General features: G+C 60.9%; 16 protein-coding genes and 2 tRNA genes. 4 read left to right on the forward strand and 14 right to left on the reverse strand.

Going from position 1 to position 19539, the window contains the following annotated elements:
* Nucleotides 1-15: 15 nt before the first annotated feature.
* Both rlmB and rnr read right to left on the reverse strand, forming a co-directional pair.
* Entirely contained in the window at nucleotides 16-762 is a 747-nt protein-coding gene (gene rlmB / locus ABEH27_RS17590) for a 23S rRNA (guanosine(2251)-2'-O)-methyltransferase RlmB (RefSeq protein ID WP_012316466.1), read from the reverse strand.
* On the reverse strand, nucleotides 759-3338 hold the full coding sequence (rnr, locus tag ABEH27_RS17595) for a ribonuclease R (protein ID WP_346614797.1): 2580 nt from the start codon (nucleotides 3336-3338) through the stop codon (nucleotides 759-761). The genes rlmB and rnr overlap by 4 nt, the downstream gene beginning before the upstream one ends.
* Nucleotides 3339-3609: 271 nt before the next feature.
* On the opposite strand from rnr, the gene ABEH27_RS17600 reads away from it, so the two are divergent.
* The 4 genes from ABEH27_RS17600 to ABEH27_RS17615 all read left to right on the forward strand — a co-directional run bounded on the left by ABEH27_RS17600 (nucleotide 3610) and on the right by ABEH27_RS17615 (nucleotide 6632).
* Nucleotides 3610-3696 (forward strand) — tRNA-Leu (locus ABEH27_RS17600).
* An 88-nt stretch (nucleotides 3697-3784) separates the two neighbouring features.
* Nucleotides 3785-3871, forward strand: a tRNA-Leu gene (locus ABEH27_RS17605).
* A gap of 182 nt (nucleotides 3872-4053) precedes the next feature.
* The gene (locus ABEH27_RS17610) at nucleotides 4054-5067 is read left to right on the forward strand and encodes an extracellular solute-binding protein (protein WP_346614798.1); all 1014 of its coding nucleotides are present in this window, start codon (nucleotides 4054-4056) and stop codon (nucleotides 5065-5067) included.
* Nucleotides 5067-6632 carry an iron ABC transporter permease gene (locus ABEH27_RS17615; RefSeq protein WP_346614799.1) on the forward strand — a complete coding sequence of 522 codons (1566 nt, stop codon included), beginning with the start codon at nucleotides 5067-5069 and terminating at the stop codon, nucleotides 6630-6632. Before ABEH27_RS17610 ends, ABEH27_RS17615 begins: the two co-directional genes overlap by 1 nt.
* Before the next feature lie 40 nt (nucleotides 6633-6672).
* Here the strand turns inward: ABEH27_RS17615 and ABEH27_RS17620 are convergent, their stop codons facing one another.
* The 12 genes from ABEH27_RS17620 to miaA all read right to left on the reverse strand — a co-directional run bounded on the left by ABEH27_RS17620 (nucleotide 6673) and on the right by miaA (nucleotide 19538).
* On the reverse strand, nucleotides 6673-7047 hold the full coding sequence (locus tag ABEH27_RS17620) for a hypothetical protein (RefSeq protein WP_346614800.1): 375 nt from the start codon (nucleotides 7045-7047) through the stop codon (nucleotides 6673-6675).
* Nucleotides 7048-7432: 385 nt separating this feature from the next.
* Entirely contained in the window at nucleotides 7433-7810 is a 378-nt protein-coding gene (locus ABEH27_RS17625) for a hypothetical protein (protein WP_346614801.1), read from the reverse strand.
* Nucleotides 7807-8781, reverse strand: a complete 975-nt coding sequence (locus ABEH27_RS17630) for a hypothetical protein (protein ID WP_346614802.1) — start codon at nucleotides 8779-8781, stop codon at nucleotides 7807-7809. Before ABEH27_RS17630 ends, ABEH27_RS17625 begins: the two co-directional genes overlap by 4 nt.
* Before the next feature lie 9 nt (nucleotides 8782-8790).
* Nucleotides 8791-9279 carry a type VI secretion system tube protein Hcp gene (locus ABEH27_RS17635; protein WP_346614803.1) on the reverse strand — a complete coding sequence of 163 codons (489 nt, stop codon included), beginning with the start codon at nucleotides 9277-9279 and terminating at the stop codon, nucleotides 8791-8793.
* Between the two features lie 522 nt (nucleotides 9280-9801).
* Nucleotides 9802-11736 carry a methyl-accepting chemotaxis protein gene (locus ABEH27_RS17640; RefSeq protein ID WP_346614804.1) on the reverse strand — a complete coding sequence of 645 codons (1935 nt, stop codon included), beginning with the start codon at nucleotides 11734-11736 and terminating at the stop codon, nucleotides 9802-9804.
* A 187-nt stretch (nucleotides 11737-11923) separates the two neighbouring features.
* Nucleotides 11924-13216 carry an adenylosuccinate synthase gene (locus tag ABEH27_RS17645; protein WP_346614805.1) on the reverse strand — a complete coding sequence of 431 codons (1293 nt, stop codon included), beginning with the start codon at nucleotides 13214-13216 and terminating at the stop codon, nucleotides 11924-11926.
* Between the two features lie 56 nt (nucleotides 13217-13272).
* On the reverse strand, nucleotides 13273-14460 hold the full coding sequence (locus tag ABEH27_RS17650) for an ATP phosphoribosyltransferase regulatory subunit (protein WP_346614806.1): 1188 nt from the start codon (nucleotides 14458-14460) through the stop codon (nucleotides 13273-13275).
* 290 nt (nucleotides 14461-14750) lie between these two features.
* Nucleotides 14751-15620 (reverse strand): protease modulator HflC, encoded by an 870-nt coding sequence (gene hflC / locus ABEH27_RS17655; RefSeq protein WP_346614807.1) that lies wholly within the window; start codon nucleotides 15618-15620, stop codon nucleotides 14751-14753.
* Nucleotides 15620-16801 carry an FtsH protease activity modulator HflK gene (hflK, locus tag ABEH27_RS17660; protein WP_346614808.1) on the reverse strand — a complete coding sequence of 394 codons (1182 nt, stop codon included), beginning with the start codon at nucleotides 16799-16801 and terminating at the stop codon, nucleotides 15620-15622. Before hflK ends, hflC begins: the two co-directional genes overlap by 1 nt.
* Nucleotides 16802-16897: 96 nt before the next feature.
* On the reverse strand, nucleotides 16898-18199 hold the full coding sequence (gene hflX, locus ABEH27_RS17665) for a ribosome rescue GTPase HflX (protein ID WP_346614809.1): 1302 nt from the start codon (nucleotides 18197-18199) through the stop codon (nucleotides 16898-16900).
* A 12-nt stretch (nucleotides 18200-18211) separates the two neighbouring features.
* A complete protein-coding gene (hfq, locus tag ABEH27_RS17670; protein ID WP_003258160.1) occupies nucleotides 18212-18472 on the reverse strand; it encodes an RNA chaperone Hfq in 261 nt (86 codons plus the stop codon).
* Nucleotides 18473-18566: 94 nt separating this feature from the next.
* Nucleotides 18567-19538, reverse strand: coding sequence for a tRNA (adenosine(37)-N6)-dimethylallyltransferase MiaA (gene miaA, locus ABEH27_RS17675; RefSeq protein ID WP_346614810.1), 972 nt, complete (start codon nucleotides 19536-19538; stop codon nucleotides 18567-18569).
* Nucleotide 19539 lies beyond the last annotated feature (1 nt).

Consider the following 19539-nt stretch of genomic DNA (forward strand, 5'->3'; position numbering starts at 1 on the left):
GGCACAGACGACAGATCAGCGCTTGGCCTGGCGCTGGCGCACGGCCTCGAACAGGCAAACCCCGGTAGCCACCGAAACGTTCAGGCTGCTGACGCTACCCGACATCGGCAATTTCACCAGGAAGTCGCAGTGCTCGCGGGTCAGCCGGCGCATGCCCTTGCCTTCTGCACCCATGATCATCACCAGCGGCCCGGTCAGGTCCTGCTGGTAGATCTCTTGCTCGGCCTCGCCCGCCGTGCCGACTACCCACAGGCCGCGCTGCTGGAGTTTTTCCAGGGTGCGCGCAAGGTTGGTCACGGCCACCAGCGGGATCACTTCGGCAGCGCCGCAGGCCACCTTGCGCACCACCGGCGTCAGGGTCGCCGACTTGTCCTTGGGCACCACCACCGCCGTGGCACCGGCGGCATCGGCGGTGCGCAGGCAGGCGCCGAGGTTGTGCGGGTCGGTGACACCGTCCAGCACCAGGATCAGCGGTGGCGTCTCGGTGCGCTCGAGCAACTCCTCGAGCATCAATTCGCCCCATACCTGGCTCGGGCTGACTTCAGCGACCACGCCCTGGTGTACACCCTCGACCCAGGCGTCCAGCTCACGGCGCTCAGCCTGGCCGACCTGCACGCGGTTTTCCGCAGCCAGTGCAAGCAACGCCTGAATGCGCGGCTCGCTGCGCCCTTCCGACAGCCAGATCTGCTTGACCCGCTTCGGATGGTGCTGCAGCAGCGCCTGCACGGCGTGCACGCCGTAGATCTTTTCCAGCTGACTCATGACTTGTTCTTGCTCTTGCGTGGCGCGCCGGACTTCGGCGGGCCTTTACGGTGCTTGGTCGGCTTGCCGGAAGGCTTGCCACCTTTGTCCGACTTGCTGCTGGCGTGCCCACCACTGCGGGCATCAGTCATCAGCGCCTTCTTCATTTCGCGGCTCTTGCGCACTTCGGCGTTACGCTGCACGGCGTCTTTCGGGAAATACGCCTCGGCGGTTTCGCCCTTGCGGCTGCGCGGTTTCGGCGTGGCCTTGGCCTCTGTAACCGGCTGCTGCTCGGCCTTTTCGGCGGCAGGTGCGGCGCCACGGCCCTTACGGCCAATCGGGGCGGCGAGCTGCTGTTCGGACACCTCGAAGTCGATCTTGCGTTCGTCGAGGTCGACGCGCATGACCTTGACTTCAATGGTGTCGCCCAGGCGGAAGCTGCGCCCGGTACGCTCACCCGACAGGCGGTGATGCACGGGGTCGAAGTGGTAATAGTCGCCCGGCAGCGCACTGACGTGCACCAGGCCTTCGACGTAGATATCGGTCAGCTCGACAAACAAACCGAAACCGGTGACGGCAGTGATCACGCCCGGGAACGTCTCACCAACGCGGTCCTTCATGAACTCGCACTTGAGCCAGTTGACCACGTCACGCGTGGCTTCATCGGCACGGCGCTCGGTCATCGAGCACTGCTCGCCCAGCTGGTCGAGGGTGTTCACGTCGTACGGGTAGATACGCGCCTTGGGAATGCTCATGGCACCTGCACGCTTGACGTGCGGGGTATCCACCTTGGAGCGGATGATGCTGCGGATGGCGCGGTGCACCAGCAGGTCCGGGTAACGACGAATCGGCGAGGTGAAGTGCGTATACGCCTCGTAGTTCAAGCCGAAGTGGCCGTTGTTGTCGGTGCTGTACACCGCCTGGCTCAGCGAGCGCAGCATCACGGTCTGGATCAGGTGGAAGTCCGGGCGCCCGGCAATGCTCGCGAGCAGCGCCTGGTAGTCCTTGGGCGAAGGGTCCTTGCCCTTGTGCAGGCTCAGGCCCAGTTCGCCGAGGAAGGCACGCAGTTTTTCCAGACGCTCCGGTGGCGGGCCATCGTGGACGCGGTACAGCGCCGGCACACCATGCTTTTGCAGGAACTCGGCGGTGGCGACGTTGGCCGCCAGCATGCATTCCTCGATCAGCTTGTGGGCATCGTTGCGAACGGTCGGGCGGATTTCCGCGATCTTGCGCTCGTCACCAAAGATGATGCGGGTTTCCTGGGTTTCGAAGTCGATGGCGCCACGGGCGTGACGGGCTTCGACCAGCACCTTGTAGAGGCTGTACAGGCTCTTCAGGTCTGGCAGGACTTCCTTGTACTCCTCGCGCAGCGCCTTGCCCTCACGGGTACGGGAGTGCTCGAGCATGCTGCTGACCTTGTTGTAGGTCAGGCGGGCATGGGAGTGGATGACACCTTCGTAGAACTGGTAATCGACCATCTGGCCGGCTTTGTTCATGGTCATTTCGCAGACCATGGCCAGGCGATCAACGTGCGGGTTCAGCGAGCACAGGCCGTTGGACAGCTCTTCGGGGAGCATCGGCACCACGCGCTCGGGGAAGTACACCGAGTTGCCACGCTGCTGAGCCTCGACGTCCAGGGCCGAGCCCAGGCGTACGTAACTGGACACGTCGGCGATGGCCACATAAAGGCGCCAGCCGCCGGAGAACATGCGCAGCTTGCCCAGCGGCTCGCAGTAGACCGCATCGTCGAAGTCGCGGGCATCCTCGCCGTCGATGGTGACGAACGGCAGGTGGCGCAGGTCGACGCGCTTTTCCTTGTCCTTCTCTTCGACTTCGGAGCGGAACTTGCGCGCTTCCTTGATCACATCCTGAGGCCAGACGTGGGGGATATCGTAGCTGCGCAGGGCAACATCGATTTCCATGCCCGGCGCCATGTAGTTGCCGATCACTTCGACCACATCGCCTTGCGGCTGGAAGCGTGGGGTTGGCCAGTGAGTGATCTTGATCTCGACGAACTGGCCGATCTTGGCGCCGCCGTTGCGGCCCGCGGTCACCAGCACTTCCTGCTGGATCTTCGGGTTGTCCGGCGTCACGTAGCCGATGCCGCCTTCTTCGAAGTAGCGGCCGACGATGCTTTCGTGGGCGCGGGAGATGACTTCGACCAGCACGCCTTCACGGCGGCCACGGCGGTCTGTGCCCGAGACCCGCGCCAAAGCGCGATCGCCATCGAACACCAGGCGCATCTGCGACGGGCTGAGGAACAGGTCGTCGCTGCCATCGTCAGGGATAAGGAAGCCGAAACCATCGCGGTGGCCCGAGACACGGCCGCAGATCAGGTCGAGCTTGTCTACCGGGGCATAAGTGCCGCGCCGGGTATAGATAAGCTGGCCGTCACGCTCCATGGCCCGCAGGCGGCGACGCAGGGCTTCGATCTGATCTTCTTCATAAAGACCGAACTCGGCCGCCAGTTCCTCGCGCGCGGCCGGTTCGCCACGGTCGGCAAGGCGTTGCAGGATCAGCTCACGGCTGGGGATAGGGTTGTCGTATTTTTCCGCTTCGCGAGCGGCCTCGGGATCGAGGGATTGCCAATCGGCCATCAGAAGGGGTTCACCTTGGGGTATATAGATATGAATTCTGGCATAGGCCTATTGAAACCGGAAATGTCGGGCTTGGACAGCCCCTGCAGCATGTCCGGCGAACGGCAATAGGCGTGTGGAATCAACAAGTTGAATTTTTTGAATTTTTTTTTGATTGGGGGCTTTACAGCCCACGGGAGCGTCCGTATAGTGCGCACCACAACGACGGACAACCCCGCAGTTGTAGTAGAGATGAACGGCGCTGTAAAGCATCTTGTAATCTCGAATGTGTGCCCAGGTGGCGGAATTGGTAGACGCGCTGGTTTCAGGTATCAGTGACCGCAAGGTCGTGGAAGTTCGAGTCTTCTCCTGGGCACCAAATATTTTCAAGTAATAGATGACCAAGGATCTGTTACTACTGTGTGAAAGCGAACAATAGTCGCCTTCATCAGATGATGCAAAGCTTTGCCCAGGTGGCGGAATTGGTAGACGCGCTGGTTTCAGGTATCAGTGACCGCAAGGTCGTGGAAGTTCGAGTCTTCTCCTGGGCACCATACAAAAACCCACTAGCTTGCTAGTGGGTTTTTTCTTGCCTGCGTTTTTTGAAGCGCCCTCCCCGCATGGGCTACCGCTCGACAATGGTCTGACCATGAATTTCTCGTCACCCGGCCACTTGAGAAACGATTTCGTTTACCATTGTTTCCAAATATGTAGCCGTAAGCGAGGAAGTACCCGCATGACGATCCGTCCGCAACCGCTGATGCGCACCCTGGCCGCCGCTGTCCTGAGCCTGGTGATCGGCGCTCCGGCCGCCATGGCAGACGACCCGGTCAGCCTGACCATGTACAACGGTCAGCACAAGGAAATCGGCGAAGCCATCGCCAAGGCCTACGAGGCCAAGACCGGCATCCACATCAATATCCGCAAGGGCAGCAGCAATCAGCTGGCCAGCCAGATCATCGAGGAAGGCGACCGCTCGCCCGCCGACATCATCTACACCGAAGAATCGCCGCCGCTGAACAACCTGGGTGAGCTGGGCCTGCTGGCGAAGATCGACGACGCCACGCTGAACATGCTGCCCAAGGAATACGTTGCCGCCAACGGCACGTGGATGGGCGTCACCGCGCGCACCCGCGTGGTGGTGTTCAACCCGAAGAAGATCGACGAGAAAGACCTGCCGCAATCGGTCATGGATTTTGCCAACCCCGAGTGGGACGGCAAAGTCGGGTTTGTTCCGACCAGTGGTGCATTCCAGGAACAGGCCGTGGCCATCCTCAAGATGCACGGGCGTGATGCTGCCGAAGAGTGGCTGACCGGCCTGAAAGCCTTCGGCAAGACCTATACCAACAATATGGTCGCCCTGAAGGCGGTAGAAAAAGGCGAAGTCGCTGCGGTACTGGTGAACAACTACTACTGGTATGCCCTGGAGCGCGAGCGCGGCAAGCTGGATTCCAAGCTGTACTACCTGGCCGATGGTGATGCCGGTGGCCTGGTGACCATCTCCGGCGCCGCTGCGGTCAAGGCCAGCAAGCATCCGAAGGAAGCGCAGGCCCTGCTCAACTGGATGGCCAGCGAAGAAGGCCAGCGCGTGATCACCCAGACCACCGCCGAATACCCGCTGCATAAAGGCATGGTCTCCGACCGTGGCCTGAAGCCGTTCGATGAGCTGCGCCCACCGAAAATCTCGCCGGCCGACCTCGGTAATGCCGAGGAAGCGCTGGAGCTTGAACGCGAGGTCGGCTTGCTCTGATGACCGCCGCCCTGTCCGAGCCGGTGCCGGTACGCTTCGTACCGCGCCGCAAGCGCCCCTCCATCTGGGTAGTGCTGCCTGTGCTGTTCCTGGTGGCGATGAGCCTGTTGCCGCTGCTGTACGTCGCCATGAAAGCCTGGGAGGCCGGCTGGCGTGAAGCCTTGCACCTGCTTTGGCGCCCGTTCGTCTGGGGCTTGATGCGCAACACCCTGATGCTGATGGTCGGGGTGACGCTGGCATGCATGGTCGTTGGCCTGGCCCTGGCCTGGTTGCTGGAACGCAGCAACCTGCCGGGCCGCCGGCTGTGGGGCGTGGTGCTGTGCCTGCCCTTTGCCGTGCCCTCGTTCGTCAGCAGCTTCACCTGGGTGTCGCTGAGCTCGGACTTCGAAGGCCTGGGCGGCGCGATCCTGGTCATGGCGCTGTCCAAGTACCCGCTGATATTCCTGCCGGTGGCTGCCACCCTGCGCAACCTCGACACTTCGCTTGAAGAGTCGGCGCGTACGCTGGGCTGCAGCCGCTGGGGCGTATTCACCAAGGTCACCCTGCCGCTGCTGTGGCCGTCGATGCTCGGCGGCGCATTGCTGATCGCCCTGCACATGCTGGTGGAGTTCGGCGCCCTGTCGATCCTCGGCCTGCAGACCTTTACCACGGCCATCTACCAGCAGTTCGAGCTGGAGTTCAGCAACGCCAATGCCGCCATGCTGTCGGCGGTATTGCTGGCACTGTGCCTGGCGATGCTCTGGCTGGAATTGAAGGTGCGCGGCAAGGCTCGCCATGTGCGCATTGGCCAAGGCGTGGCACGCCGCGCGCAACCGGTACGCCTGCGTGGCTGGCTGCCCCTGGCGCAGCTGTTCTGCCTGGGCCTGGCGATACTGGGCAGCGGCATTCCGCTGGCGATGCTGGGTTATTGGCTGAGTGTCGGCTCCTCGGCGGCATTCCCGGTGGCAGCCATCAGCAAGGCGCTGCTCACCTCGCTGTCGGTATCGCTGGGTGGCGCAGGCTTCTGCGTGCTGCTGGCGTTGCCAGTGAGCTTCCTGGTGGTGCGCTACAAAGGCCGCCTGGCGATCTGGGCCGAGCGCCTGCCATATCTGCTGCATGCCCTGCCTGGCCTTGTGATCGCACTGACCCTGGTGGTGTTCGCGCTGCACTATGTGCCGGCGCTGTACCAGACCACTGCGCTGCTGCTGCTGGCCTATGCGCTGTTGTTCCTGCCACTGGCCCAGGCGCCGGTGCGTACCGCGCTGAACAAGGCCTCGCCGACACTGGAAGAAGCCGCTCGGACATTGGGTGCCAGCAGTTTCACAGCGTTCTGCCGGGTAACCCTGCCGATCATCTTCCCAGCGCTGGCCGCTGCGTTTGCCTTGGTATTCCTAGATGCCATGAAGGAACTGACCGCTACCCTGCTGCTCAGCCCGACCGGCATGACCACCCTGGCCACCGAGGTTTGGGCGCACACCGCCAACGTTGAGTTTGCCGCAGCGGCACCTTATGCCGCGTTGTTGATTGTGGTTTCCGGGTTGCCGGTGTATTTGCTGACCACGCGGATGTATTTGAACAAAGCCTGAGAGCTCCTCTAGGCCGCTAAGCGGCCTGGAGGAGCATTGGCTAACGCCAGAATACAATCCAAATGCAGAACAATGTGAGCATTACAAACAGCAAGACATGCGCAACCCATAAACGCACTAACAATTTCTTAAGGTCGTCAGGTGCCTTACGGATATCTTCACAATCCAGCATACCCTTACGAACGCTTAGCCCCTTCATAGCCAACATGGCGGAAACAGATCCAACCCGCATAACTTTTCCTACCATGCCGGCATGCACATATACTTCTCTATTACTTACGACCATCCGACTTTTTGAAAAAACCGACTCAATGTGATCAAGGTAACGGCACGCAACGAGTATCCACGCCGCGAACATAAAAAAAGGCGCAGCAAACAAAGACACACCGAGCACTGCCACTTGCAAGTTGGTCATCGAACTACCTCATATAAAACCTCTCCAAGTTCTACACCCGCCATTCCCCCCAACTCTCCACCAGCAATCCCGCCCACAGCCCCCCTATGACCGCACAGGCGATGGTCGCAGCGCCTCCGCGATCCGCTAATTCATCACTGCTCACAACGAGTATTCGGCCAAGCGGTTAAAAGAATAAGACGGCAGAGGCCATCATCAGCTTGGAACATATGGCAAAGGTGAGCGTGATGAAAAAAAGTTGACAAATTAAGCGACGAGCACAATAGCAACACAACCCATACGAACTAATAATATTCGCAGCACATTAGCGCTGCAACTACCGCACTCTCACCAAATAGGCGATCAGTATACTGACCACTGCACAGACTCGCATACCAAGCAGATATCAATTGCCGACCAATCTCAACCACCCCCACAGACCAATAAGTGACAAAAAAACAGCAGCTTGAAAAAACCACAACCCAACAAGTATACGCCGAAATCTTTCAGGGAAATCTTTCACATCCTCAGCATCCAGCACACCCTTACGCACACATAGTGCGCGCATTGATAACAAGAGAGATGCCGAACCGGTACGCATTATTTTACCCAGCAAGCCCGCATGACCAAAAATTTTTTTGTTACCCGAAATCATTGAGCTATTAGAAAGCAAGGACTCTATGTAATTCACATAGCGAACCGAAACATAGATCCATATAAATATTACTATAAACATGGCCGCCACCAAAGGAAGACCTAACCATCTGAGATCGAAGTCATTCATTGAATTACCTCATATAACAACTCACCTAACATCTCACCTATATCTCCCACGACCGAACCGCCTGCAGCCCCACCAATAGCACCTCCGATCACGGTGCACGCCAAGGCTCCAGGGCCGCCTGTAGTTACCCCGAGGAACATTACACATCCAGCCCCACCTAAAGACCCACCAATTGACCCTCCAACGAACGATCCGCCGGTACTACCAAGCAGAGAGCCACCCTCCACATACTTGGCCCTTCTGCAGTCTTCGGGACGCCCAAATGTACAGGCATGACGGATACTCAAACCCGTTGAGGCTACGTCAAGCCCCAAGCCAATGTAAGTACCCGACTTTATCAAATTTGCCGCTTTCGAAACCCCAGCAACTTTCTCCGCATACCCAGCAATTTCACCTGTATGAAGGTAGCTCTTGGTAGAAATCTCCAGAGTTCTTTTCATCGAGCCTTTATTGCGCAACCCTGAACCGTAAGCAGCCATCTTGTTCAGTTGCGCCTCCAATCTTACGAACAATGCCATCCTCTTGGCATAAAATTCATCGCGTGCTTTTATAGTTCCATTTTTGAGATATTCCCTATGCAATATCTCGATTTCTTCCAACGTCTTCTTGATCGCTTCAAGGTGCCTGTGCCATCCATCGCTCACAATTCCTACCCCCATCGACGCATGGGCGAGCAAGCTTTTCAACATCTCGTAGTTATCCAGAAAAAAGTCATCTACCCCTGCGCGATTGATTTCAAGCTGCTGATGTATCCCCGCGGCACTCGCCATTAGATATGCTTCATGGCTCGTACATGAAGGAGTACTCGGATCGCCTACAATCACCAGTTCCCCACCAACAACTACACCATTGGCGATATGTGCATTCAGCACATCAAACTTAGCCCGCTGATTGGCGGACATCGGGGTGTCGGCCCTCAGCGATTCATACGACTGCGCTTGTGGGTTAATAAAGCTACTCGCCTCAGACATGGTCGCACCTCACGCATACTTCTTGTTGTTGATGCGGTCCCAACCGCCCGTGACGTTGCCGCCGGCACTGCCGTCGAGGCGTTTCTGCCGTGTGTAGGTAGTCTTAATGCGTCCGTAGTTCAGCTGCACCACTTCCACTGGTGCCCCAGTGCTGGCACTCTGGGCATAGTCGGCGATGATCACTTCCTCTAGAACGATCTCGTAGTACTTGAGCTTGTCACCACCAGCACGACACAGCACCAGCTTCACTTCCTTCAGGTGCTGCCCGGCACAGCTAGCTTCAAGCAACTTGCAGCTGGCGCTGTCCAGGTATTTGGTGAAGGTAAAGTTGGTGAGTGTGGTGCGACCTGAAGAAGCGCCGCCGGCAGAGCTGGCGGTAGCGGAGGTGCTTTGGTTGGCACCGAATTTGTAGCCGAGGATCTCGATCCAGTTGGTGAATTGCTCGTCCAGTGCTTCGCCAGCGATGTCAGCGATCTGGATATAGGCGTCGAAAGCCATGTTTACCTGCTCCTTGGTAAAAATTGGGCTGATCGGGACGATGTTCGGACATCGCCTTTTTTTGGTTGTTCCTGGAGGTAAGCGGGAGAACTCGCTGTAGCGCTCAGGATCCGACTCACCCTAGTTCCATGGGATCGGCGGCGCAATGGTAGCGGGTCAAAATGGGTTGGATTCGGAAATTGCCTACAAGCATGGTGATGAAGTCGTATTGAGCGAGTATGAAAATGTTTTGGCAGGTGCTGGCCGCTTCGCGGTGCCTCGGGGTCAGGGGGCTGGTTGGCAGGCTGGCTGCGCAGCATCCTCGCACAATCAGGCCGCGGCCCAATGGTCGTGGATGGCACGGGCTTTCGCCCGTGTTCGCGGGGCAAGCCCGCTCCCACAGGGATCGCGCTAGCGCTTGGGTTTGGGCAAGACCGTTGCTTGCAGAGGCTCGGGGACCGCTTGCGGCCCAGTTCTCTGCCGACAGCGCATTCCAATGGGCTGGGCGATCTCCCAAAGGGATCACCCCAGCACCTTGATGTATCACGCCCTGAACTGACCAAGGCTGGCGCGGAGCTGCGCGGCCAGGTCGTCGAGCACCTTGCTGCTGGCGGTGGTCTGCATGACCACCTCTGCCGAACGCTCCGCCTGGGCGTGAATATTCTCAACCCGGCCGCGCACAGCCTGCGCCCCATGCGCCTGCTGCTCAGCCGCCCGGGTAGCCAGGCCGATGGCAGCATGCACCTGCTCCACCGCCGCCTGCACCGACTGTTGGCGGCGCTCGTTGTCGCGCAGCACCGACAGGCCTTCGCTGGCCTTGAGGCCAGCCTGGCCAATGGTTGCCACCGCTTCCTTGGCGCCCTTCTGCAAGGCCGCAATATGCGCCTGGATATCACCGGTCGAGCTTTGCGTCTTGCTCGCCAGCGCCCGCACCTCATCAGCCACTACGGCAAAACCGCGCCCGGTTTCGCCGGCACGTGCTGCCTCGATGGCCGCGTTGAGCGCCAGCAGGTTGGTCTGTTCGGCGATGCCGTGGATGACGGTCAATACCACCTCTATCTGCTCGCTCTGCCGGGCCAGGCGCTCGATGACCTGGGCGCCGGTCTCGACCTGACCCGCGAGGTTCTCGATCATGCCAGCCAGTTGCGTCGAAGCGCGGCTGTTCTCATCGGTGGCCTGACGGATGTCTACCACCTGCTGCAGCGCCGCCTGCATGGCGTGGCTCTCGGCCTGGGCTTCATCCGCCATGCTCGACAGGTCGCGCAGGCTGGCGGCCACTTCGTCGCGCTGCAGCGCGGCGGCTGCATCGGCCCCGGCATTGCGCTGCGCCATGGCACCAATCTCGACGCCGGTGCGCTGCGCCACTTCGCCTGCCTCGCGAACAATCGGCTGCAGCTTGTCGACGAAGCGGTTGACCGCCGATGCCATGTCGCCAATCTCGTCGCGGCTGTCGAGGTTGACGCGCTTGGTCAGGTCGCCTTCGCCGGCCGCCAGGTCATCCAGCGCAGCAATCAACAAGCGCAACTTGCTGAGCACGCGCCGGCCCAGCACCAAGGCAACCACCAACAATACGCCCAAGCCAACGACCACGAGGCCCAGGCCGATGCGCCAGCGCAGCTCGGCAGCAGACTCGCGCACGGTTTGCGCGGTGTTGGCTTGCATGGCAGTGGCACTGCCTTGAGCAGTTTCCAACCGCTCGCGCAGGGCCTTGCCGCTGTCTGCAGCTGCCGCAGCAAGGCTATCGCCCACCAGCTGTTCGCCGCTGGTGATCAAGGCGCTGAAGCGCTGATCCAGTGCTTTGAGCGCTTGATCGACACCGGCGGTGGAAACCCCCATCAAGACCTTGCCGATCTCGGCGCCATTAGGGCTGATCGAGGCTTCGACGAAGTACACTGACGGATCGCGGCGGGCGGCTTCCAATACCTTGTCCAGGGCCCTTTCACCTTGGCCTTTTTCCATCAGGGCCTGGTTGATCGGGTTTTGCCGGTTCAGGTAACGGGTCAGGTGCTGCCCCTGCGCGTCGTCGTAGATCACGAACAGCACATTCGGGTTGCGCTGAGCACGGCGGGCGAAGTCGGACAGGGTCGGCACGTCGTTGTCCCAGATTGCACGGGGCGCGACCGACGCCAGCAGTTCGGCCATATCGTTGGCCGAGTCTTTGAGGTTCTTTTCCAACGTGGTACGCAGCTGTTGCTGTTCGCTTTGCAGGCGCTCGGAGAGACCCGCACTGAGGCGCTGACGGGTGCTGCTGGAGAGGCTGTCGAGGCCTGAACGCACATCCTGCCCCGCCTGCTCAAGCTCGCTGGCAAGTTTGCGGCTGTCAGCGCCCAGGCGCTCGCCCAGGTCGGCCTCAAGGGCGGTGACCGTGCTTCGGGTCAGCGCAACGGCGACCAGCACCTGCACCAAAAGGGCGATACCAAGGGCAACAAACACAGGCCGCAACAGGCGGCTTCGTAACAGTGAGAGGATGGCAGACACGGTGAAACCCTCGTGCTTTCTGGCGCCACTATTTTGATGGCATCTACAGGAACTTCTTACAGCAAGGGTTATGCCGAAAACAGCAGGTATAAACGCCAAGGTAGAGCAGCCCGTATAGCCGGGCGGACAAACAAAAACGCCGCAGCCCCTTGCAGGGCCGCGGCGTCAGATCAGCCTGGAGGGCAGATCAGGCGAACGGATGACGCAGCACGATGGTCTCGTTGCGGTCCGGGCCGGTGGAGATGATGTCGATCGGCGCGCCGGTCAGCTCCTCGATACGCTTGATGTAAGCGCGGGCAGCTTCAGGCAGCTCTTCCAGGGTCTTGGCACCCAGGGTCGACTCGCTCCAGCCTGGCATCTCTTCGTACACCGGCTCCAGGCCGATGTAGCTGTCGGCATCGGACGGTGCGTCGATGACGGCGCCGTTCTCGTTCTTGTAGCCAACGCAGATGTTGATGGTTTCCAAGCCGTCCAATACGTCCAGCTTGGTCAGGCAGATGCCCGAGATGCTGTTGACGTCGATGGCGCGACGCAGGATGACGGCATCGAACCAGCCGCAGCGACGGGCACGGCCGGTGGTCGAACCGAATTCGTGGCCACGCTTGGCCAGGCCAGCGCCGGTCTCGTCGAACAGCTCGGTCGGGAACGGGCCGGAACCCACGCGAGTGGTGTAGGCCTTGGTGATGCCGAGGATGTAGTCCAGGTACATCGGGCCAACGCCGGAACCGGTGGAGATACCGCCAGCGGTGGTGTTGGAGCTGGTGACGTACGGGTAGGTACCGTGGTCGATGTCCAGCAGCGAGCCCTGGGCGCCTTCGAACATGATGTCTTTGCCAGCGCGGCGCAGGTTGTGCAGCTCGGCGGTGACGTCGAGCATCATCGGTTTCAGCAGCTCGGCGTATTCCATGCACTCATCGAGCGTCTGCTGGAAATCGATGGCCGGCTCTTTGTAGTAATTGACCAGCTGGAAGTTGTGGTAGTCCAGCAGCTCACCGAGCTTGGCGGCGAAACGCTCACGGTGGAACAGGTCACCGATACGCAGGCCACGGCGGGCGACTTTATCTTCGTACGCTGGGCCGATCCCACGGCCGGTGGTGCCGATCTTGGCTTCGCCACGGGCTTTCTCGCGGGCCTGGTCGAGGGCCACGTGGTACGACAGGATCAGCGGAGCAGCCGGGCTGATGCGCAGGCGCTCGCGCACCGGTACGCCCTTCTCTTCCAGCTTGGTGATTTCACGCATCAGAGCATCTGGAGCAACGACCACGCCGTTGCCGATCAGGCACTGAACGCCTTCACGCAGGATGCCGGACGGAATCAGGTGCAGAACGGTTTTTTCACCGTTGATCACCAGGGTGTGGCCCGCGTTGTGGCCACCCTGATAGCGCACTACGGCGGCAGCATGTTCGGTCAGCAGATCGACGATCTTGCCTTTGCCCTCATCACCCCACTGGGTGCCCAGGACGACGACATTCTTACCCATTACATTGGTCCTCATTCACGCAAACTTGGTTGCCGGCCTACTGCCGACGCAGAAACTCAATGGGTCAGCGGCAGAACCTGCCAGCGCCCGTCTTGCTGAATCAATTGCCGATCACAATCCGCCTCGAGAGCAGCACTCAACGGCTGGCCAGGCAAAGCCTGGACCACACGCTGGCCCTCGTTGCGCAACTGGCAGACCTGCTGCCAGAGGGCCGCGTCACCACTGTCGGGCATCCAGATGCCGCCAGTTGGCAATACGACCTCCGCTCGCCCCAGTGTGACCAGGGTCTTCAAATCCGTGGAGAAACCTGTGGCCGGGCGGGCCCGGCCAAAATCTGCGCCGATGTCGTCGTAGCGACCGCCCTGGGCGATCGATTGACCTTCGCCGGGCACGAACACGGCGAACACCACACCGGTGTGGTAGTTGTAGCCACGCAGCTCGCCGAGGTCGAAGTACAGCGGCAACTGCGGGAAGCGCGACGCCAGGCGATCGGCGATCGCCAACAGGTCGTCCAGCGCGGCCAGCACGCTGGCCGGGGCACGGCCCAGGCGCACGCGGGCTTCAGCCAGCACTTCACGGCCACCACACAGCTCGACCAGGGCGCGCAGCATGTTGCCCAGGTCTTTCGGCAGGTCCGCGGTCAGTGCTTGCACTTCATCCACCGACTTGCGCTGCAGGGCGTCGAACAACTGCTGCTCGACGGCGCCCGACAGGCCGGCGGCGCGCGCCAGGCCACGGTAGATGCCGACATGGCCGAGGTCCATGTGCACATCTGCAACGTCGGTCAGTTGCAAGGTGGCGAGCATCAGGCTGATGACTTCAACATCGCTGGTGGGGCTGGCGTCGCCGTACAGCTCGGCACCCAACTGGATCGGGCTGCGCGAGGTGGACAGTGCACGCGGCTGGGCGTGCAGCACGCTGCCGGCATAGCACAGGCGGCTCGGGCCTTCGCGGCGCAGGGTGTGGGCGTCGATGCGCGCCACCTGCGGCGTGAAGTCGGCGCGGAAGCCCATCAGGCGACCGGACTGCGGGTCGACCACCTTGAAGGTGCGCTGATCCAGGTCCTGGCCGGCGCCGGTCAGCAGCGACTCCAGGTACTCGATATGCGGGGTGACGACCAGTTCGTAACCCCAACTCTGGAACAGGTCCAACACCTGGCGACGCGCAATCTCGATGCGCGCAGCTTCAGGTGGCAGTACTTCCTCGATGCCATCTGGCAGCAGCCAGCGGTCTACCGTTGCCATTACGCCATTTCCCCTCTGGTCCGGGCGGCTTGCCAACAGGCGAGCCGTCAGTAAAGCAGGCATTGGCGCACAGCAGCAGGCAGCACTGATCCCAGCGCCACCACCGTACCCAATACCCTCGAATTGCCTTGCGAGCTGACCAAACCGTCAACTGGCGCTTTGCCAATCAACCATGCAGACGCAAAAAAGCCGGGAAATTTCCCGGCTGCCTCATCATACACCCCTTTTGATTCAGGATGCACCCCGCCTGGAATTTTAGCTGCCAGGCGGGGCGATCCCGATTCAGAGCATCAGGGTTTGCTCTTGTCCAGGAAGCGGAAGAACTCGTTCTTCGGATCCAGGACCAGCACGTCGCTCTTGCTCGAGAAGCTCTCGCGGTATGCCTGCAGGCTACGGTAGAACGCGTAGAAATCGGCGTCCTGGGTGTAAGCCTTGGCATAGATGGAGGCCGACTGGGCGTCGCCATCACCGCGGGTTTCTTCAGCTTCGCGATAGGCTTCGGCCAGCAGTACACGGCGCTGACGGTCGGCATCCGCACGGATACCCTCGGCCAGCTCGTTACCTTTGGCGCGATGCTCGCGGGCTTCACGCTCCCGCTCGGTGCTCATGCGGTCGAACACGCTGCGGTTGACTTCCTTCGGCAGGTCGATGGCCTTGACGCGCACATCGACCACTTCGATACCCAGCTCCTTGTTGGCCATGCGGTTCAGCGAGGCGGTGATGTCAGCCATCAGCGCGTCACGTTCACCGGAAACCACTTCGTGCAGGGTGCGTTTACCGAACTGGTCGCGCAGGCCGCTTTCCAGACGACGCGACAGGCGTTCGTCGGCGATCTGCTTGAGGCCAGACGTCGCGGTGTAGAAACGCTCGGCATCCTTGACGCGCCACTTGGCGTAGGCGTCGACCATCACCGCTTTCTTCTCCAGGGTCAGGAACCGCTGGGTCGGGGCGTCGAGGGTCATCAGGCGGGCGTCGAACTTGCGCACCTGGTTCACATACGGAACCTTCACATGCAGGCCGGGCTGAACATCCGCCTGGACCACACGGCCGAACTGCAGAAGTACCGCGCGTTCGGTCTGGGCCACGATGTAGAAGCTGTTCCAGGCCACGACGGCCAGCACCACAGCGGCGATCAGGGCGATCAGCGATTTATTGCTCATCAGCGGCTCTCCCTAGTACGCAACTGCTGCTGTTGCTGTTGCAGGTCCTGCGCCGCACGTGCGGCCGCATCGTTCGCCGATGGCGACACGCTGGTAGTCGGTGCCGACGTGTTGCGGCTGCCTTCGACCATTTTGTCCAGCGGCAGGTAGAGCAGGTTGTTCTGCCCGTCCTTGGTTGCCACCATGACTTTGCTGGTATTGCTGTAGACCTCTTGCATGGTCTCCAGGTACAGGCGCTGACGCGTTACGTCAGGTGCCTTGCGGTACTCGGCAACCAGCTTGGTGAAGCGGTCTGCCTCACCCTTGGCACGGGCGATGACTTCGTCGCGATAACCGTTGGCGTCCTCGATGATGCGCTGGGCCTGACCGCGGGCTTCGGGTACCACGCCATTGGCGTAGGACTCGGCCTGGTTGCGGGCACGCTGCTCGTCTTCACGGGCGCGGATCACGTCGTCGAAGGCTTCCTGCACTTCACGCGGGGCTGCCGCGCTCTGTACGTTGACCTGGGTGACGGTGATACCGGTACGGTAGTTGTCGAGGAAGCGCTGCAGGCGTTCGCGGATGTCCACGGCCATCTGCTCACGGCCTTCGGTCAGCACCTGGTCCATCGAGGTGGAACCCACCACGTGGCGCAGGGCGCTGTCGGTCGCATGCTGCAGGCTCACTTCCGGCTGGTCGACGTTGAGCACGAAGTCCTGCAGGTTGGTGATCTTGTACTGAACGGTCAGTGGCACTTCAACGATGTTCTCGTCTTCGGTGAGCATCTGGCCCTGCTTGGTGTAGGCACGCTCGCGCGTGACGTTTTCCATGTACTTGCGATCGATTGGCGGGAAGTAGATGTTCAGGCCGGGACCGACCGTCTCATAGTACTTGCCGAAGCGCAGCACAACGGCCTGCTCCTGTTCGTCGACCACGTACACGGCGCTGTACAGCCAGATTGCAGCGAGCACCGCCAGGCCAATGCCCAGCAGGCCGTAGCCGCCACCCTTGCCGACATTGCGGTCACCGCCGCCACGTTTCTTGCCGCTGCCGAACATGCCGTTCAGGCTGTCCTGCAGTTTGCGGAAGGCCTCGTCCAGATCCGGCGGGCCTTTTTTATCGCCACCACCGCCGCCGCCACCACGGCGACCGCCCCAGGGATCCTGATTGTTCGAGTTGCCACCCGGCTCGTTCCAAGCCATAGCGCTCTCCATCTGATAAAGCAAAGACGCGCCCACGGCGCGCCGTCCAATGCTACAGAATGCCTGCCACTGCTGCCCGACGACCTCGGCGGGCATTTATTGCAAAGTGTGTTGCTCGACAAACACTTGCGGCTCCATGCCTTCACGACTGACCAGGCGATTCAATTCGACCATGGGCAGTCGCACACTCAGCAGGCTGCGCCCTTCTTCGTCATGCGCTTCACTCTGCACGGCACCCAGGGCAAAGAATTGCGCGCGCAAGCGGGCAAAACGCTGCTCCAGACACAGGGTACCGACAAACAGATCATCCCCCAGCAACTCGGCAATCGCCTGACCGACCAGCTCCAGGCCACGTCCATCTCGTGCCGATACCCAGACCCGCTCCGGCTTGCCGTCGGCGTTGCGCTGGATCTGTGGCTCGACATCTTCAAGCAGGTCGAGTTTGTTATAGACCTCAAGGATCGGCAAGCCTTCTGCACCGATCTCGGTCAATACTGCCAGCACCTGCTCGATCTGCTCCATGCGCTCTGGCTCATGGGCGTCGATCACATGCAGCAGCAGGTCGGAGTTGCTCGACTCTTCGAGCGTAGCCCGAAATGCCTCGACCAGCTTGTGCGGCAGGTGGCGAATGAAGCCTACGGTATCCGCCAGCACGATCGGCCCAAGGTCGTTGAGCTCGAGCCGGCGCAGGGTCGGGTCGAGGGTGGCGAACAATTGGTCGGCGGCGTACACCTCGGATTCGGTCAAGGCATTGAACAGCGTGGACTTGCCGGCGTTGGTGTAGCCCACCAGCGATACCGACGGGATATCCGCACGGCGACGGCCCCGACGAGCCTGTTCGCGCTGGCTGCGGACCTTCTCCAGGCGTGACTTGATCTGACGCAGGCGTACCCGCAGCAGGCGGCGGTCGGTTTCCAGCTGGGTTTCACCCGGGCCGCGCATGCCGATACCGCCTTTTTGACGCTCAAGGTGGGTCCAGCCGCGCACCAGCCGCGTGCTCATGTGCTCGAGCTGGGCCAGTTCGACCTGCAGCTTGCCTTCATGGGTACGCGCCCGTTGGGCGAAGATATCGAGGATCAGCCCGGTACGGTCAAGCACGCGGCACTCGAAGACACGTTCGAGGTTGCGTTCCTGACTGGGCGTGAGGGTGTGATTGAAAATTACCAGGTCTACCTGTTCGGCTTTGACCAGGTCGCGCAGTTCCTCGACCTTGCCGCTGCCAATCAGGTATTTGGCGGTAGGCTGATGCCTTGCCACCGTGACCAGCGAGACGATATCGGCTCCGGCCGACAATGCCAGCTCCTGAAACTCCTGCGGGTCTTCGCGCGCCTCAGGGTTCTGACCTTCCAAGTGAACGAGCAGCGCTCGCTCACCACCACCGTGGCGCTCAAAGAACAATGCAGGCTCCTATCAGGCGTTGCCTGGCTCGCTGTCGCCGTGTTCGGAATCGGACGGGCTTGGCAGGCGAACCGGACGGGCAGGAACCACGGTCGAAATCGCGTGCTTGTAGACCATCTGGCTGACAGTGTTCTTCAGCAGTACCACGAACTGGTCGAACGATTCGATCGAACCCTGCAGCTTGATGCCGTTGACCAGATAGATCGAAACCGGGACCTTTTCTTTTCTCAAGGTGTTCAAGTAAGGGTCTTGTAGCGAATGCCCTTTTGACATATGCCGCACTCCTGTAAGGATAAATAGTAGTAAATCAAAGAAATCGATAAGTTTGGCCGCCCCTTCGCAAGAATAGACGGCAATCAGCAGGGACTCAGCTCAATATGGAGACGGCCCCAAGGTATTTCAAGGTGCGGGACAGATTGTCGCAGGCCAGGCTGTCGAGCCAGTGCACGTCGGACCAACCGCGCAACCAGGTGAACTGCCGCTTGGCCAGCTGGCGAGTGGCAATGATACCGCGTTCTCGCATCTCATTCTCAGTCAGCTTGCCGTCGAGGTAATCCCAGACTTGCCTGTACCCCACTGCCCGTATAGACGGCAGCCCGGCGTGCAAGTCACTTCTGGCTCGCAGCGATCGGACCTCATCGACGAAGCCCTGTTCCAGCATCTGCGAAAATCGTAGCGCAATTCGCTGATGCAAAATGTGACGATCTGTAGGAGCAATCGCCAAACTCGCGACAGTATAGGGCAAATGCCCGCCAGCGCCTGCGTCTGCGCCGCTACTTTCCGCGAATTGACGCTGGCGATGGGCTGTCATGCTCTCGCCGCTCACCCGGTAGACCTCCAGGGCACGAATCAGCCGTTGCGGGTCGTTAGGGTGTATGCGCGCGGCCGACACCGGGTCCACTTCGGCAAGCTGGCGGTGCAACTCGGCCAGGCCAAGGGCCTCGGCCTGGGCCTCCAGTTCGGCGCGCACCCCGGCATCGGCGGCTGGCATGTCGGCCAGGCCGTCGAGCAAGGCCTTGTAGTAGAGCATGGTGCCGCCGACCAGCAGCGGGATCTTGCCGCGCGCGGTGATGTCGGCCATCGCCTCCAGGGCGTCGCTGCGAAACTGCGCAGCAGAGTAGCTTTCGGCCGGGTCGCGGATGTCGATCAGCCGGTGCGGGTGGGCCGCCAGTACCTCCTTGGAGGGTTTGGCACTGCCGATGTCCATGCCGCGGTACACCAGCGCCGAGTCGACGCTGATCAGCTCGCAGGGCAGCACCTTGGTCAGCTCGATGGCAAGGTCGGTCTTGCCGGCCGCCGTCGGGCCCATGAGGAATATTGCTGGGGGCTTGCCGCTCATG

The organism is Pseudomonas sp. P39-UII1 (assembly GCF_039672635.1).
Classification (GTDB): domain Bacteria; phylum Pseudomonadota; class Gammaproteobacteria; order Pseudomonadales; family Pseudomonadaceae; genus Aquipseudomonas.

Excerpts from the sequence above, each read along its gene's own strand:
- rlmB (WP_012316466.1), bottom strand. The coding sequence starts at position 762 with ATGAGTCAGCTGGAAAAGATCTACGGCGTGCACGCCGTGCAGGCGCTG.
- hfq (WP_003258160.1), bottom strand. The coding sequence starts at position 18,472 with ATGTCAAAAGGGCATTCGCTACAAGACCCTTACTTGAACACCTTGAGA.
- ABEH27_RS17615 (WP_346614799.1), top strand. The coding sequence starts at position 5,067 with ATGACCGCCGCCCTGTCCGAGCCGGTGCCGGTACGCTTCGTACCGCGC.
- hflK (WP_346614808.1), bottom strand. The coding sequence starts at position 16,801 with ATGGCTTGGAACGAGCCGGGTGGCAACTCGAACAATCAGGATCCCTGG.
- ABEH27_RS17625 (WP_346614801.1), bottom strand. The coding sequence starts at position 7,810 with ATGAATGACTTCGATCTCAGATGGTTAGGTCTTCCTTTGGTGGCGGCC.
- ABEH27_RS17645 (WP_346614805.1), bottom strand. The coding sequence starts at position 13,216 with ATGGGTAAGAATGTCGTCGTCCTGGGCACCCAGTGGGGTGATGAGGGC.
- rnr (WP_346614797.1), bottom strand. The coding sequence starts at position 3,338 with ATGGCCGATTGGCAATCCCTCGATCCCGAGGCCGCTCGCGAAGCGGAA.
- ABEH27_RS17635 (WP_346614803.1), bottom strand. The coding sequence starts at position 9,279 with ATGGCTTTCGACGCCTATATCCAGATCGCTGACATCGCTGGCGAAGCA.
- ABEH27_RS17630 (WP_346614802.1), bottom strand. The coding sequence starts at position 8,781 with ATGTCTGAGGCGAGTAGCTTTATTAACCCACAAGCGCAGTCGTATGAA.
- ABEH27_RS17650 (WP_346614806.1), bottom strand. The coding sequence starts at position 14,460 with ATGGCAACGGTAGACCGCTGGCTGCTGCCAGATGGCATCGAGGAAGTA.
- ABEH27_RS17610 (WP_346614798.1), top strand. The coding sequence starts at position 4,054 with ATGACGATCCGTCCGCAACCGCTGATGCGCACCCTGGCCGCCGCTGTC.
- miaA (WP_346614810.1), bottom strand. The coding sequence starts at position 19,538 with ATGAGCGGCAAGCCCCCAGCAATATTCCTCATGGGCCCGACGGCGGCC.
- ABEH27_RS17620 (WP_346614800.1), bottom strand. The coding sequence starts at position 7,047 with ATGACCAACTTGCAAGTGGCAGTGCTCGGTGTGTCTTTGTTTGCTGCG.
- hflC (WP_346614807.1), bottom strand. The coding sequence starts at position 15,620 with ATGAGCAATAAATCGCTGATCGCCCTGATCGCCGCTGTGGTGCTGGCC.